At 72.4% G+C, this 13,647-nt stretch carries 12 protein-coding genes; 6 read left to right on the top strand and 6 right to left on the bottom strand.

Features of this window, described 5'->3' with window-relative positions; translation table 11 throughout:
* Positions 1-53 precede the first annotated feature (53 nt).
* Positions 54-1,037: a class I SAM-dependent methyltransferase gene (locus Apa02nite_RS27200; RefSeq protein ID WP_239164605.1), complete on the top strand. Its 984-nt coding sequence runs from the start codon at positions 54-56 to the stop codon at positions 1,035-1,037.
* 333 nt (positions 1,038-1,370) lie between these two features.
* Here the strand turns inward: Apa02nite_RS27200 and Apa02nite_RS27195 are convergent, their stop codons facing one another.
* Positions 1,371-2,174, bottom strand: coding sequence for an HAD family hydrolase (locus Apa02nite_RS27195; RefSeq protein ID WP_203827492.1), 804 nt, complete (start codon positions 2,172-2,174; stop codon positions 1,371-1,373).
* Positions 2,175-2,303: 129 nt separating this feature from the next.
* Here Apa02nite_RS27195 and Apa02nite_RS27190 point away from each other — a divergent pair, with 129 nt between their 5' ends.
* The 4 genes from Apa02nite_RS27190 (at position 2,304) to Apa02nite_RS27175 (ending at position 7,085) form a co-directional block, all read left to right on the top strand.
* Positions 2,304-3,446, top strand: coding sequence for an NAD(+)/NADH kinase (locus tag Apa02nite_RS27190; protein ID WP_232343848.1), 1,143 nt, complete (start codon positions 2,304-2,306; stop codon positions 3,444-3,446).
* A gap of 12 nt (positions 3,447-3,458) precedes the next feature.
* On the top strand, positions 3,459-5,117 hold the full coding sequence (locus Apa02nite_RS27185) for an NAD(P)/FAD-dependent oxidoreductase (protein ID WP_203827491.1): 1,659 nt from the start codon (positions 3,459-3,461) through the stop codon (positions 5,115-5,117).
* Between the two features lie 91 nt (positions 5,118-5,208).
* The gene (locus Apa02nite_RS27180; RefSeq protein WP_203827490.1) at positions 5,209-6,675 is read left to right on the top strand and encodes an ATP-binding protein; all 1,467 of its coding nucleotides are present in this window, start codon (positions 5,209-5,211) and stop codon (positions 6,673-6,675) included.
* 2 nt (positions 6,676-6,677) lie between these two features.
* Complete coding sequence (locus tag Apa02nite_RS27175) at positions 6,678-7,085, top strand: SRPBCC family protein (RefSeq protein WP_203827489.1); 408 nt, start codon at positions 6,678-6,680, stop codon at positions 7,083-7,085.
* Positions 7,086-7,156: 71 nt separating this feature from the next.
* Here the strand turns inward: Apa02nite_RS27175 and Apa02nite_RS27170 are convergent, their stop codons facing one another.
* From Apa02nite_RS27170 to Apa02nite_RS27155, 4 genes are read right to left on the bottom strand one after another with little or no spacing between them, the layout of a single operon-like run.
* Positions 7,157-8,020 carry a class I SAM-dependent methyltransferase gene (locus tag Apa02nite_RS27170; RefSeq protein ID WP_203827488.1) on the bottom strand — a complete coding sequence of 288 codons (864 nt, stop codon included), beginning with the start codon at positions 8,018-8,020 and terminating at the stop codon, positions 7,157-7,159.
* Positions 8,021-8,073: 53 nt separating this feature from the next.
* Positions 8,074-8,589, bottom strand: coding sequence for a mycothiol transferase (locus Apa02nite_RS27165; protein ID WP_203827487.1), 516 nt, complete (start codon positions 8,587-8,589; stop codon positions 8,074-8,076).
* A gap of 14 nt (positions 8,590-8,603) precedes the next feature.
* Positions 8,604-9,320 carry a prolipoprotein diacylglyceryl transferase gene (locus Apa02nite_RS27160; protein WP_203827486.1) on the bottom strand — a complete coding sequence of 239 codons (717 nt, stop codon included), beginning with the start codon at positions 9,318-9,320 and terminating at the stop codon, positions 8,604-8,606.
* 10 nt (positions 9,321-9,330) lie between these two features.
* Entirely contained in the window at positions 9,331-10,677 is a 1,347-nt protein-coding gene (locus tag Apa02nite_RS27155; RefSeq protein WP_067684405.1) for an MFS transporter, read from the bottom strand.
* Between the two features lie 143 nt (positions 10,678-10,820).
* Between Apa02nite_RS27155 and Apa02nite_RS27150 the strand changes: the two genes are divergently transcribed.
* Positions 10,821-11,576, top strand: a complete 756-nt coding sequence (locus Apa02nite_RS27150; RefSeq protein ID WP_203827485.1) for a Clp protease N-terminal domain-containing protein — start codon at positions 10,821-10,823, stop codon at positions 11,574-11,576.
* Between the two features lie 310 nt (positions 11,577-11,886).
* Here the strand turns inward: Apa02nite_RS27150 and Apa02nite_RS27145 are convergent, their stop codons facing one another.
* On the bottom strand, positions 11,887-13,632 hold the full coding sequence (locus Apa02nite_RS27145) for a S9 family peptidase (RefSeq protein ID WP_239164599.1): 1,746 nt from the start codon (positions 13,630-13,632) through the stop codon (positions 11,887-11,889).
* Between the last annotated feature and the right edge of the window lie 15 nt (positions 13,633-13,647).

Below are 13,647 nucleotides of genomic sequence, written 5' to 3'. Positions count from 1 at the left end.
GGCGTAATTGCGTGAGTGAAGTGTTGCGCGGGTCACATCGCGGCTGCATTCTGATGGGCGTGCCGGAACGGATAACCGAAGTCACCGCCCTGTTGGCCGAGGTCCTGGCGCCTCGCGCCCCGCTGACGGTGATCGTCGACGGCGGTGACCCGGGTGCGGCCGCGGCGTTCGCGTCCCGGCTCGCCGCGGCGTTCCCGGCCAGCTCGCGGGCCTGGAACATCGACGCGGTGCTCGGGCTGACCGGGCCGGGGGCGGGCGGGTTCGACTCGGCGCTCAACGTGCTCGAACCGGCCACCGACCAGGTCCTGGTCTACCTGCGGGGCGGCCCGCGCAACAGGTTCACCGCCGGGGACGGTGAGCGGCGCGCCCAGGTGGTGATCGACCATCGCGACCCGGACTGGCCGGTGATCCGGCACGTGCACCCGTCGCTGGCCGACCCGGACCGGTGGTATCTCTCGGAGAGCCGGGCGTTCTTCGCGGCCCGCGCGGCGAGCTGGGACGTCAAGTTCGGTGACGACCTGCCGGCGTACGCGAAAGCGGTCCAGCAGGCCGGGGTCCGCCCCGGCGACGTCGCCATCGACGTCGGGTGCGGCACCGGCCGGGCACTGCCGGCGCTGGCCGGCGCGGTCGGGCCGACCGGTCGGGTGGTCGGGCTGGACTTCACCCCGGACATGCTGACCGAGGCGAGCCGGGCCGGCCGGGACTCGGCGGCCACCCTGATCGTCGCGGACGCCCGCCGGTTGCCGATGGCCGGCCACAGCGTCGACGTGGTCTTCGCGGCCGGCCTGATCAACCACTTGCCGGACCCGGCGGCCGGGCTGACCGAGCTGGCCCGGGTCACCCGGCACGGCGGCCGGCTGGCGCTCTTCCACCCGATCGGCCGGGCGGCGCTGGCCACCCGGCACGGGCGCACGCTGCGGCCGGACGAGGCGCTCAGCGAGGTCCGGCTGGCCCCGCTGCTGGCCGCCGCGGGCTGGCTGCTGACCGATTATGAGGACGGCGAAGACCGCTTCCTGGCCCTCGCCACGCGCCACTGACCAAGCGCCCGCCCAGCCCCGCGCCGCCCAGCCCGGCGCCCGAACCGCCCAGCCCGGCGCCCGAGCGCCGGTCCCGGTCCCGGCTGGTGCTCAGGGGTGTCTCAACGGCCTTGAGACACCCCTCAGCACCAGCCGAGGCAACGAGGCTGGTCCTCAGGGGTGCCTCCGGCACTCCGAGGCACCCCTGAGCGCCAGCCGGGGTGACGAGGCGGGTCGCTCAAGGTGTGTGGCTGGTCTTCAGGGGTGCCTCCGGCGTTCGGAGGCACCCCTGAGAACCAGCCGGCTTCCTCGCGGCGCGCCGGTTCCTTGCGGTCTGAGGGCTTCTCGCGGGCGCTAGGTGTGGATCAGGCCCAGGGTGGCCAGGTGCTGGGCGAAGCCGTCGTCGGTGACGCCGGCCGTGTGGGCGGTCGCGGCGGCCAGCACCGCCGGATGCGCCGCGCCCACCGCGACCGAGTGCCCCACCAGCGCGAACATGCTCAGGTCGTTCGGCATGTCGCCGAAAGCCACGGTGTGCTCCGGCGAGACACCCAGCCAGTCCAGGGCGCGCGCCACCCCGGCCGCCTTGTCCACGCCGAGCGGACCGATCTCGACCAGGTGCGGCGCCGCGTAGGTCAGGGTGGCCCGCGCGGCGAAACCGGCCTGGGCCAGCTCGGCGATCAGCTCGTCCGAGCTGAGCGAGGCGTGCCGGATCGCCGCGCCGTACGCGGGCTGGTCGGCGATCCCGGCGAGCGCGACCGGCCGCCACGGCTCGGCCGGCGGGGTGCCCCGCAGCGCCAGGTACTCCGGGGTGAGGTCCCAGGACGTGACACCGAACGCGGACAGCCCGGCACCGTGCCGATCCCGGACGAAGGTGACCAGGTCACGCAGGGTTTCCGCGGGCAGGGTGCGCTGCCACAGGGTCTGCCCGCTCTCCGGGGCCCAGCCCAGCGCCCCGCCGTGGCAGACCGCGACCGCGAGGTGCCCGGCGAACGCGCCGAGCCGCAACACACCGTTGCGGGTCCGGGCGGTGGCGGCCAGCAGCGGGATCCCGCGGTACCGCAGCTGAGCGGCCGCGTTCAGGGTGGCCGGCGTGATGCGATCGTTCCGTCCGACCACCGTGCCGTCCAGATCGGTGACCACCGCCCGCCATTCCGTCATGAACGGCATTGAACATCATGCGTACGACGGATGCCGCCCCGTGGTTTCCGCCACGGTCCGGATGGTCGCCGATCTCCGGCCTGGCGTGCGAGGCTGACGGGGAACCGGGAGAGGGGCACACTGATGGGCATGATCAAAGTGGTCGGTCTGGTGCTGCATCCGCGCCGCGACTGCGGCTCGGCGGTCGACACCATCGTGAGCTGGGCGGCGTCCCGCGGCGTGACCGTGCTGGGCCTGCCCGACGAGATCGACCGCATCGACTGCAGCGCCGAGGCGGTCTCCGTGGAGGAGATGGTCGACCGCGCCGGTCTGCTGGTGAGCCTCGGCGGCGACGGCACCATGCTGCGCACGATGCGCCTGGTCGAGGGCCGCAAGACCCCGGTGCTCGGGGTGAACGTGGGCCGGCTCGGCTTCCTCGCCGAGGTCGACCTGCCGGAGCTGAAGGACGCGCTCTCCGCGATCGACGACCACCGGTACACGGTCGAGACCCGCACCGCGGTGCGCACCACCCTGCCGGACGGCCGGTCGGTGACCGCGTTCAACGACATCGCCCTGGTCCGGGTGCCGGGCCACGGGCTGGCCGCGGTCGGGATCCGGGTCGAGGGGCGCCGGTTCGTCAACTACGCGGCCGACGCCGTGCTGGTCTCCACGCCGACCGGCTCGACGGCGTACAGCTTCTCGGCCGGTGGCCCGATCGTCTCGCCGAACGTGGAGGGCCTGATCGTCAGCGCGGCCGCCGCGCACTCGTCGTTCAACCGGTCCCTGGTGCTGGACACCTCCGAACACCTCTGCCTGGACGTGCTGTCGACCAGTGGCCGGCTGGCGATCGAGGTGGACGGGATCATCGAGGGGTACGCCGAACCGGGCGCGGCCATCGAGATCGAGCCGCTCCCGGCCGCCGCCCAGGTGATCCGGTTCGGCACCACCTCGTTCTACGAGCGGGCCCGGCGCAAGCTACGGGTCGAGGGCAGCGCCCAGGCCGGCGACTGGAACGCCGAGGACGCGATCGTGGTGGACAGCTTCGAGCGGGACCGGTACGAGATCCTGCTCGGCGGTGAGGTCGCCGGCGTGCTGCACTACCGCCGCCACGGCGACCGGGTCGAGCTGCTGCACACCGAGGTCGACCAGGCCTTCTCCGGGCGTGGGCTGGCCGGCCGGCTGGCCGCCGCGGCACTCGCCGACGCCCGTTCCCGGTCCACGCCGGTCACCGCCACCTGCCCGTTCGTCGCCGGTTATCTGGAACGGCACCCCGAAGAAATCGATGTGGAGTAGAGGTAACGACCCATGGGCCAACCCGCGATCCTCACCGTCGACGACGACCCCTCGGTCTCCCGCGCCATCGCGCGTGACCTGCGCCGCCGTTACGGCGACAAGTACCGGATCATCCGGGCGAGTTCGGCCGGCGACGCGCTCGACGTACTGAAGGAATTGAAATTGCGTGGCGGACGGGTCGCCGTCATGCTCGCCGACTACCGGATGCCGCAGATGAACGGCATCGACTTCCTGGAGCAGGCGATGGACCTGTTCCCGCACGCGCGGCGGGCGCTGCTGACCGCGTATGCCGACACCGACGCCGCGATCCAGGCGATCAACGTGGTCGACGTCGACCACTACCTGCTCAAGCCGTGGGACCCGCCGGAGGAGAAGCTCTACCCGGTGCTGGACGCGCTGCTGGACGCGTGGCAGGCGACCGGTGACCAGGAGCAACTGGACATCCGGGTGGTCGGGCACCGGTGGAGCGAGCCGTCGTTCCAGATCCGCGACTTCCTCGCCCGCAACCTGGTGCCGTACCGGTATTTCGGCGCGGACGAGCCGGAGGGCCGCCGGCTGCTGGAGGCGGCCGGGGCCGGTCCGGAGTCGGTCCCGCTGGTGGTGACCGCGGACGGGCGGGCGCTGTCCCAGCCGACCGTGCAGGAGGTCGCCGAGGCGGCCGGGCTCTCCACCAACCCGGGCCGGGACTTCTACGACCTGATCATCGTGGGCGGTGGCCCGGCCGGGCTGGGCGCGGCCGTCTACGGCGGCTCCGAGGGCCTCAAGACGTTGCTGATCGAGCGGCAGGCGGTCGGCGGGCAGGCCGGGCAGAGCTCGCGGATCGAGAACTACCTGGGCTTCCCGGACGGGATCTCCGGGGCCCAGCTGACCGACCGGGCCCGGCGGCAGGCCGACAAGTTCGCCGCCGAGACGCTCAACACCCGCGAGGTGGTCGGGCTCCGGGCCGACGGGTCCGCTCGTACGCTGACGTTCGCCGACGGCGGCGAGGTCTCCGCGCACGCGATCCTGCTGGCCACCGGGGTCTCCTACCGCCCGTTGCTGGCCGACGGGGTCGCCGGCCTGACCGGTTCCGGGGTGTTCTACGGCTCGGCCGCCACCGAGGGGCCGGCGTGTTCCGGCACCGACGTGTACATCGTCGGCGGCGCGAACTCGGCCGGGCAGGCCGCGCTCTTCTTCGCGAAGTACGCGCGCCGGGTCACCCTGCTGGTCCGCGGCGACTCGCTGGAGTCGTCGATGTCGTACTACCTGATCCAGCAGCTGGCCCGGGTGGAGAACATCGAGGTGCGTACCCGCTGCGAGGTGATCGGGGCGCTCGGCGACGGGCACCTGCAGGCGATCACCATCTGCGACAGCAAGGACGGCACGAAGGCCACCGTCGAGTGCGGCTACCTGTTCGTCTTCATCGGGGCCGAACCGCGCACCGACTGGCTGGGTGACGCGGTGGCACGGGACGGAAAGGGCTTCATCCGTACCGGATCGGATCTTCTTGCGAACGGGGACCGTCCGCGGGGATGGGATCGCGACCGCGATCCGTTCTATCTGGAGAGCAGTGTTCCCGGCATCTTCGCCGCCGGCGACGTCCGGGCCAACTCGATCAAACGGGTGGCCTCGGCGGTCGGTGAGGGCGCGATGGCCGTCGCGCTGGTGCATCGTTACCTGGAGGCGCAATAGTCATGACCGACTGCACCGAGCGGCACTTCCTGGTGCCGAACAACGACCTCGCAGGCGAGGGCCACGAGGGCATGACAAGGCTGGCCCAGCCATGACCGAACCCGAAGAGATCCACCTGGAACCCTGTGAGCCCGGCCGGCTCACCGCCGAGGACCTGCGGTCGCTGTTCCTCTTCGAGAAACTCACCGACGAGCAGCTGACCTGGATCGCCGAGCACGGCTGCACCCAGCGGGTGGCCGGCGGCGGCCTGGTGCTGCGCGAGGGCGACCCGGCCGAGCAGTTCTTCGTGCTGCTCACCGGCACCGTCGCGCTGACCCGCCGGGTCGGTCAGGACGACGTCCAGACGGTCCGCACCGAGCAGCGCGGCGTCTACATGGGCGCGACCACCGCCTACCTGCGCGACGACGGCGTGCCGCAGCGCTACATGGCGTCGATGCGGGCGCTCTCCGACAGCGAGTTCTTCACGCTCTCCGCGGCCGACTTCGGGTGGCTGATGCGCGAGTGGTTCCCGATGGCGATCCACCTGCTCGAGGGCCTGACCCTGGGGATGCGCAGCTCGCAGGCGGTGATCGGGGAACGGCAGCGGCTGCAGGCCCTCGGCGCGCTCTCCGCCGGGCTGATGCACGAGCTGAACAACCCGGCCGCGGCCGCCTCCCGGGCCACCGGCGCGCTGCGCCAGCGGGTCGCCGGGATGCGGATGAAGCTCGGCAAGCTGGCCGCCGGCAAGGTCGCCCCGGACCGGCTGATGCAGCTGCTCGAGCTGCAGGAGGAGGTCATCGAGCGGGCCGCCAAGGCGCCGTCGCTGACCGCGATGCAGACCGCCGACCGGGAGGACGAGCTCGGCGACTGGATGGACGAGCACGGGGTCACCGGTGGCTGGGACGTCGCGCCGGTCTTCGCGCAGGGTGGCATCGACGTCGACTGCCTCACCGAGATCCAGGACCGGCTGGCCTCGCCGGAGCTGCTCGACCAGGCGATCCACTGGATCGGGTACGCGCTGGAGACCGAGCAGCTGATGAGCGACATCGAGGACGCCACCGGCCGGGTGTCGTCGCTGGTCAACGCGGCGAAGCAGTACTCGCACGTGGACCGCTCGGCGCACCAGTGGATCGACGTGCACACCGGGCTGGACAGCACCCTGGTGATGCTCGCGCACAAGATCGGCGACGGGATCCGGGTGGTCAAGGACTACGACCGGACGCTGCCGCAGATCCCGGTCCACCCGGCCGAGCTGAACCAGGTGTGGACGAACCTGATCGACAACGCGGTGCAGGCGATGTCCGGGGCGGGCACGCTGACCATCCGGACGTACCAGGAGGACGAGCGGGTCGTGGTCTCGGTCGGCGACTCCGGGCCGGGGGTGCCGGACGAGATCAAGAAGCGGGTGTTCGAGCCGTTCTTCACCACCAAGCCGGTGGGCGAGGGGACCGGGCTGGGCCTGGACATCTCGTACCGGATCGTGGTGAACGGGCACGGTGGTGACCTGTCGCTGCAGTCGGCGCCGGGGGACACCCGGTTCCTGGTCCGGTTGCCGCTGAGCGAGCCGGCCTCGGCGTAGACGTGGCCACTGTTGCTGTGGAGACGTTCGTCGAGGTGCCCGCCGCGCGTGTCTGGGACGCGATCGCCGACGTGGGCGCGGTGCACGAGCGGCTGCTGCCCGGCCGGGTGGCAGCCGCCGAGCTCGACGGCGATTTCCGGATCCTGACCATGCCGAACGGCGCGCGGATCCGCGAGCTGATCATCGCGATCGACCACGAGTTGCGGCGGATGGCCTACTCGGTGGTCGAGGGCCAGGCCATGCCGCTGACGTATCACCAGGCCGCGTTCCAGGTGGTGGAGGCGGCAGAAGGTCGTACCAAAGTCGTCTGGACCACCGACGTCCTCCCGCACGCCCTCGCGCCCGCGGTCCGGGCCCGCGTGGAACGCGGCATCCTGGAGATGAAAGCGGTCCTGGAAAGCGCGGTCTGACGGGGTTCCGGCTGGTTGTCAGGGGTGCCTCCAGGGCGCGGAAGCACCCCTGAGGCCCAGCCGGCGCGCGGTCAGATGTCGGCGACCGCGATCCGGCCGGAGCGGAACGAGACGGTGCGCGGAGTCGCCGGCAGCAGACCGGCGGCCAGGTCGAGCAGGTTGTCGTCGCGGAGCACGGTGAAGCCGTGCCGCTGCAGCAGCCCGGCCAGCCCCGGCGGGGTCCACGCCGACCGCCACGGCTCGGCGGCCCACGGACTGACGTGCCCGGTGACCCTCGCCATCGAGTGCGCCACCAGCCGGCCGACCCGCGCCCGCCCCGACCGGGCCTGATAGCTGATGATCAGGCGGCTGCCGGGCGGGGAGAGCGCGGCGACCGCCCGCACCGTGGTGTCCACCTGCTCCGGGGTCAGGTACGGCACCACGCCCTCCCACACCCAGGTCGTCGCGGCGGCGCGGTGACCGGCCGCGGCGAGCGCGTCGCCGAGCCGGTCCTGTTCGAAGTCCACCGGCACGAACACCGGCGGCTTGCCGTCGAGGATGCCCGAGCGCTCCCGTTTGTCCTGCTGGGAGGCGGGCTGATCGACCTCGTAGACGTCCGCGGCGGCCAGCTCCGGCATCCGCCAGGCGCGTCCGTCCAGGCCCGCGCCGAGAATGACAACCTGAGGGGTACGCCGTTCCCGCATCGCCGCGTCGATCGCCACGGTCCGCGGCACCATCATCTCGGCGCAGCGCCGCACCATCTCGTACGTGACCCGGCCGGTCCAGTCCGCGGGTGGTTCGTCCCGGCGGACCAGATCGACGGTGGTCAGCTCGTCGTCACGCAGCAGCGCCCGCGCGGTCGGATCGGTGAACCGTCCCGGGGCGAGCCGCTCGTGTGCGGCGGCCCGTCCCTGGGCGACCAGGACCGCGGTCTGGCTGGCTCGGTATTCCACCATGCCCCGACGCTAGCCCCATCGACGTCGATCAGCCGCTGACAGGTGTCATACGGTCAGGGGAGCAGGCCCCGGACGTACGCGGCCTGGCCGGCGTGCTGGGCGTCGTCGTCGTACACGCTGATCAGCCGGGCGCCGAGGGTGACCGGCGGATTCCATCTCCGGTCGACGACCCGGTCCAGCTCGGCGTCGGTGAGACCACCCAGGTAGACCATCGTGCGTTCGTGCACGGCCTGGTAGTAATCGGTCAGCGCCTCGGAGCTCTCCGGGACGACGGCGGCCACGTCGGCGGCCGTGTGGGCGGCCGTGTGGGCGTACCCGGTGTCGGACGGGTCGGGCTTGCGGCCGAACCGGGCCGCCCACCCGCCGTCGACGTAGACCTGCTCGGCGCCGAGCACCTCGGCGAGGTGGCTGTCCTGCACCCGGGTGAGGTGCCAGACCAGCCAGCCGATCGAGTTGGCGCCGGGCTGCGGCGCCCAGCGGAGCTGCTCCGGGGTGAGGCCGCGGATCGCCGTGCCGACCAGGTCGGGCAGGCGGCCGTACGCGTCCTCGAGAAGACCCTTCGCGTCCATTCCTCGATCCCTTCCTATTGCTCCGGCAGTTCCGCGGTGCCCTGATCGGTGTCGGCCCCGGTGGTCGGTTCCGGCTCGGCCGGCGCCTCCGTGGTCGGCTCCGCGGCCGGTTCGGTGGTGGCCGTACCGGGGTCGGCCGGCGCCGTGGTCGCGGTGCCCTGGTCCGGCTGCGAGCTCGGCTCGGCGGCCGGTTCCGTGCTCGGGTCGGCTCCGGCCGGTGTCGTGGACGACGCCGGAGCCGGCTTGTCGGTGTCCGCGTCGCTCGACGAGTCGTTGCCGGTCCAGTTGAACACGGTCGGCGCGCCGCCGGACTTGCCGCCGGTGGCGTCCGCCGCGGACCGTCCGGCCAGCAACTCGGCCGCGGTGAGCGTGCCCATCGCGAGCACGAAGAGCGACGCGGCCACCAGCGAGATCCGCTTCCAGCGGATCTGCCGGGCCGGTGCCGGCTCGTCGGACGGCGGCTGCGGTGCCGCGGCCACCTCGGGTGTCCCGACGGCGGCCGGCGCGGTCACGAACGCGGTCTGCAGCTTCTTCGTGCCCCGTTCCAGATACCGGTGGTAGATCTCGGTGCCCACCGAGCTGATCAGACTGGCCACGGCCGCGCCGATCAGTGTGCCGGCCACGCCGAGGAACGAACCGACCACTGCCGCGGAGACCGCGGCCAGAGTGCCGGCGATGGTCTTCGGGATGTCGATACCGGACCAGACCCGGTGGTGCGCGTGCTCAGTCATGTGCCCCCTTTCAGTCGTGCCAGCCCTCAGCCTTTACCGCACGGCTGGCGGCTAAACTCCGCCGCTCGGCCAGCACCACCCGCAAGGGCCGGATGACGATGCCTTCCTCCTCCTCGAGCAGGCGTCGGGCCAGCCGCCGATTGCGCAGAATGCCCGCCAGGCCGACCGCGGCGACCACGAACTGCACCGACATCGCGATCCGGAAATCGGCGATGTGATAGTCGGCACTGCCACCCGTCCGGGCGTCCAGGATCAGGCCGATCAGCTCGATGGTCACCAGTGAGGCGACGAAACCGCCGACGTTCACGACGCCGGTCGCGGTGCCGAGCCGGTGCGGTGGGTTGAAGCTGCGGGCGTAGTCGAAACCGATCATCGAGCCCGGCCCGCCCGAGCCGAGTGCGACCACCAGCAGGACCAGCACCGGCAGCGGGGCCCGCCCCGGCCAGAGCAGGACCAGCGCCCACGCGCCCAGGTTGATCGCGACGATGCCGAGCACCAGCAGCGACCGGCGCAGCGGGTAGCGCTGCACCAGGGTGCCGAGCACCGGCCCGGCGGCCATCCCGGTGATCACGAAGATGGTCAGCAGCGATCCGGCCTCGCCGCGGGTCAGCCCCTCGCCGGCGATCAGGAACGGGATGCCCCACATCAGGGCGAACACCGTGCCGGTGAACTGGGTGGTGAAGTGCGTCCACAGCCCGAGCCGGGTGCCCGGGTGCCGCCAGGCGTCGCCCAGGTCGGTGCCGAGCTGCCGCAGGTTGACCGCGGTGCCACTGCTGAAGCGCCGCTCCGGGGTGTCCCGCAGCGCGGCGAAGGCCACCAGCGAGACGAAGAATCCGGTGCCGGCGGCGCCGAGGAAGGCGGTGGTCCAGCCAGGCCCGGCAAGAAGAGCGGCCAGGGGTACGGCGGAGACGATCTGGCCCAGTTGCCCCACCAGCCCGGTCATCTGGGTCAGCACCGGCACGCGCCGGGGCGGGAACCAGCGCGGGACCAGCCGCAGCACGCTGATGAAGGTCATCGCGTCGCCGGCACCGACCAGCACCCGGGCGAACACGGCACCGGTGATCCCGTCGGAGAACGCCATCAGGGTCTGCCCGGCGGCCATCACCAGCCCGCCGCACACCACCAACCGCAGTGATCCGAATCGGTCGAGCAGCAGCCCGACCGGGATCTGCAGGCCGGCGTAGACGAGCAGCTGCAGCACCGCGAAGCTCGCCAGGGTGCCGGCGCTGACGTCGAATCGCTGCTGCGCGTCCAGCCCGGCGACGCCCAGTGAGGTGCGGTGCAGGACGGCGACGGTGTACGCGGCGAGGCCGGCGGCCCACACCGCCCAGGCCCGGGCTCCGGGTCGCAGGGACATGTGGGGCCTTCCACTCGTGGATTCTTTTCCAGCCTTCTCCGCAGGTCGCCGGGTTGCAACGTGCGTCTGCTCACTGCCGGTGCTGCGCATAACCCCTGTGGGGGTATATAGTTGTAACCCCAATTGCTGTGGAGGTGTGCGCGATGCCGAAGATCAACGTGTATCTGCCGGACGAGCTGGCCGAGGCGGTCAAGGAGACCGGCCTCCCGGTCTCCGCGATCTGCCAGCGAGCCCTCGAACAGGCGGTGCGCCGGGTCACCGCGATCCGGGAGACGTCCCTGACCGAGCTGTCCAGCGCCGACCTCGAGGAGCGATTCCCGCTGCTGACCGGCCGCGCTCGTACCGTGCTGGGGTTGGCCGTCGAGCGAGCCGGCGGCGCGGCCGCGGTCGGCACCGGCCACCTGCTCGGCGCGATGATCCAGGAGGGCGCCAACCTGTCCCTGAGCGTGCTCCGGGCCATCGAGATCGAACCGCCGGCACTGCAGCGCGACCTGGACCGGCAGGAGGTCGCCGAGGTGGCCGGCCCCGGTCCGGGCGTGCACTTCAGCACGCCGGCGGCCGGCGCGCTGGAGCTGGCGGTGACCGAGGCGGTCGGGATGGGGCACAACTACGTGGGCTGCGAGCACCTGCTGCTCGGCCTGGTCGCGGAGCCGGACGGGGTGGCCGGCCAGGTGCTGCGCGCGGCCGGCGCCGAGCCGCGGCTGACCCGCCGGGCGGTGGCCTCGGCCCTGGCTGGATATGTCCACCTGCGGGCGAACACCGCGGCCGCGTCGGGCTATGCGCAGCTGCGCGCCACGTCCGCCGCGGCCCCTGACCCGGCGGCGTTGCTGGCGAGCGCGCTGCAGCCGCTGCTCGCCCGCATCGAGCGACTGGAGCAGCGCCTCCCCGCCGAGGAATGAGCCGGGCGATGACCAGCCGGATCGCCGCGCTGCTCGTCTTCCTGCTGCTGGTCCTGTCCAGCCCCTGCGTCTGACCGGTTGCGTGTTCCGGGTGCGGTGCGCGCCGAAAGTCCCCACGCTGCGGGGTGCGCCGGGTTGTGTGTGAAGTTGGGGTGCGGTGCGCGCCGAAAGTCCCCCCGCTGCGGGGTGTGCCGGGTTGTGTGTGAAGTTGGGGTGCGGTGCGCGCCGAAAGTCCCCACGCAGCGGGGTGCGCCGGGTTGTGTGTGAAGTTCGGGTGCGGAGCGCGCCCGAACTTCACACACAGCGCGGGTCAGGGCTGGAGGTGGGTGGTGAGCCAGTCGATGGTCTCGCGGAGGTAGGCGGCCCGGGACGAGCGGTGCAGCAGCTCGTGCCCCTCGCCCGGGAACAGCAGATAGCGGTGCGGCATCCCGCGAGCGGCCAGCGCCGCCACCACCTGCTCCGCCTCGATCACCGGCACGTTGCTGTCGTTCTCGCCGTGCACCACCATCAGCGGCGCCCGCAGCCGGTCGATCCGGTGGATCGGCGACAGGTCGCGCAGCAGGTCGGCGTCCGCGCCCGGGTCGCCGTACTTGCTGATCGCGGCGGACGCGATCCACGGCTCGGTGTGCTCGTAGAACGTCGCGAAGTTCGACATCCCGCAGACGTCGATGCCGACGTCGAACAGCTCCGGGTACGCACACAGCGCCGCCAGCGTCAGGTACCCGCCGTACGAGCGGCCCATCACGCCGACCCGGTTGGCGATCCCGGCCTCCCGCAGGTACGTCACGCAGGACCGGACGTCCTCGATCGCGCCGTACCGCAGCCCGATGTTGTCGGCGTTCACGAAGTCGCGCCCGAACCCGGACGACCCCCGTACGTTGGGTGCCAGCACCGCGATCCCGCGCCGGACCAGCGACTGGAACAGCGGCCCGTGCCCCGGACGCTCCTGCGCCTCCGGCCCGCCGTGCAGCCAGATCACCGTCGGGTGCGGCCCGGTGCCGGCCGGGGTGAACAGCCACCCGGTCAGCGTGCGCCCGTCGTGCGCCGGGAACGTCGCCAGCGTCGGGTGCACCGCGTCGACGGCGGCCGGCTCGGCCGAGATCGCCCGCAGGTTCGCGCCGTCCCGGTCGCAGGCCCAGACCCCGTGCGGCTGGCCCGGTCCCTCGGCGGTGAACGCCAGGGTCGAGCCGTCGAAGCTCCAGCACAACCCGGTGACGACCGCGCCGGGCAGCGGCACCGACTGCTTCTGGCCGTGGCCGTCGTGGTCCAGGTCGAGCAGTTCCAGCAGGGATTCGCCGCCGCGGACGTTCCAGAGCAGCGCGGCCGTGCGCCCGTCCGCGGTCACCGCGAACGACTCGACCTCGGCCGGGCCGGACGCGAGCACCTCGGTGGTGCCGCCGGCGATCCGGACCAGCGCCGGGAACTCGCCGTCCTCGCTGCGCGCGTAGACGCATCCGCCGCCGGGGCTGAACACCGCCACCTCACCCGGCGTGATGACCTCGTCGAAGGTGGTGGCGAGATCCCGCAGCACGATCCGGCGGGAGCCCCGCGGGCCGTACCGCAGCAGCGCGAACCGCCCGGCCGGGTCGACGTCGCAGAGCGACACCAGGTCGCCCTTCGCGATCACGTCGCGGGTCCCGGCCACCACGTCGACCAGGACCGTGCTGGTCAGGTTCTCGGTCAGGGCGAGCACCGGCCGTCCGGGCAGCCACCGCATGTTCTCCGCGGTGTCCTCGCCGAACCCGGCCACCTGGTGCGGGTCCGACCCGTCCGGCCGGACCAGCCACACCTCGTGCCGGGGCGCGCCGCCCGGTGCGATCTGGCAGGCCAGCCAGCCACCGCCGGACGACCACGCCACCTCGGTCACCGGTTCCGGGAACGCTATCTGGAAGGTCAGTTCGCTGCCGACCGGTTGCACCCAGACGGCGGGAGTGCCGCTGCGGTCGGAGACGTACGCCGCGTGCCGTCCGTCCGGGGACAACGCCGGTGACCAGTTACCGGCGATCTCCGAGGCGAGACCGGCTGGGCGGAAGAAGCCGGTCGGCAGAACGGTCACGTCGATGCGGTGGAG

The sequence above is a fragment of the Actinoplanes palleronii genome (genome assembly GCF_016862315.1).
Lineage (GTDB): Bacteria > Actinomycetota > Actinomycetes > Mycobacteriales > Micromonosporaceae > Actinoplanes > Actinoplanes palleronii.
Note: the sequence above shows the minus strand (reverse complement) of the source record. Positions and strands in the feature narration are given on the sequence as shown.

What these genes read in the sequence shown, in the direction of transcription:
- Apa02nite_RS27170 (WP_203827488.1), bottom strand. Translation starts at nt 8,020, where the DNA reads ATGGTGGAATACCGAGCCAGCCAGACCGCGGTCCTGGTCGCCCAGGGA.
- Apa02nite_RS27195 (WP_203827492.1), bottom strand. Translation starts at nt 2,174, where the DNA reads ATGACGGAATGGCGGGCGGTGGTCACCGATCTGGACGGCACGGTGGTC.
- Apa02nite_RS27150 (WP_203827485.1), top strand. Translation starts at nt 10,821, where the DNA reads ATGCCGAAGATCAACGTGTATCTGCCGGACGAGCTGGCCGAGGCGGTC.
- Apa02nite_RS27180 (WP_203827490.1), top strand. Translation starts at nt 5,209, where the DNA reads ATGACCGAACCCGAAGAGATCCACCTGGAACCCTGTGAGCCCGGCCGG.
- Apa02nite_RS27165 (WP_203827487.1), bottom strand. Translation starts at nt 8,589, where the DNA reads ATGGACGCGAAGGGTCTTCTCGAGGACGCGTACGGCCGCCTGCCCGAC.
- Apa02nite_RS27190 (WP_232343848.1), top strand. Translation starts at nt 2,304, where the DNA reads ATGATCAAAGTGGTCGGTCTGGTGCTGCATCCGCGCCGCGACTGCGGC.
- Apa02nite_RS27200 (WP_239164605.1), top strand. Translation starts at nt 54, where the DNA reads ATGGGCGTGCCGGAACGGATAACCGAAGTCACCGCCCTGTTGGCCGAG.
- Apa02nite_RS27160 (WP_203827486.1), bottom strand. Translation starts at nt 9,320, where the DNA reads ATGACTGAGCACGCGCACCACCGGGTCTGGTCCGGTATCGACATCCCG.
- Apa02nite_RS27155 (WP_067684405.1), bottom strand. Translation starts at nt 10,677, where the DNA reads ATGTCCCTGCGACCCGGAGCCCGGGCCTGGGCGGTGTGGGCCGCCGGC.
- Apa02nite_RS27185 (WP_203827491.1), top strand. Translation starts at nt 3,459, where the DNA reads ATGGGCCAACCCGCGATCCTCACCGTCGACGACGACCCCTCGGTCTCC.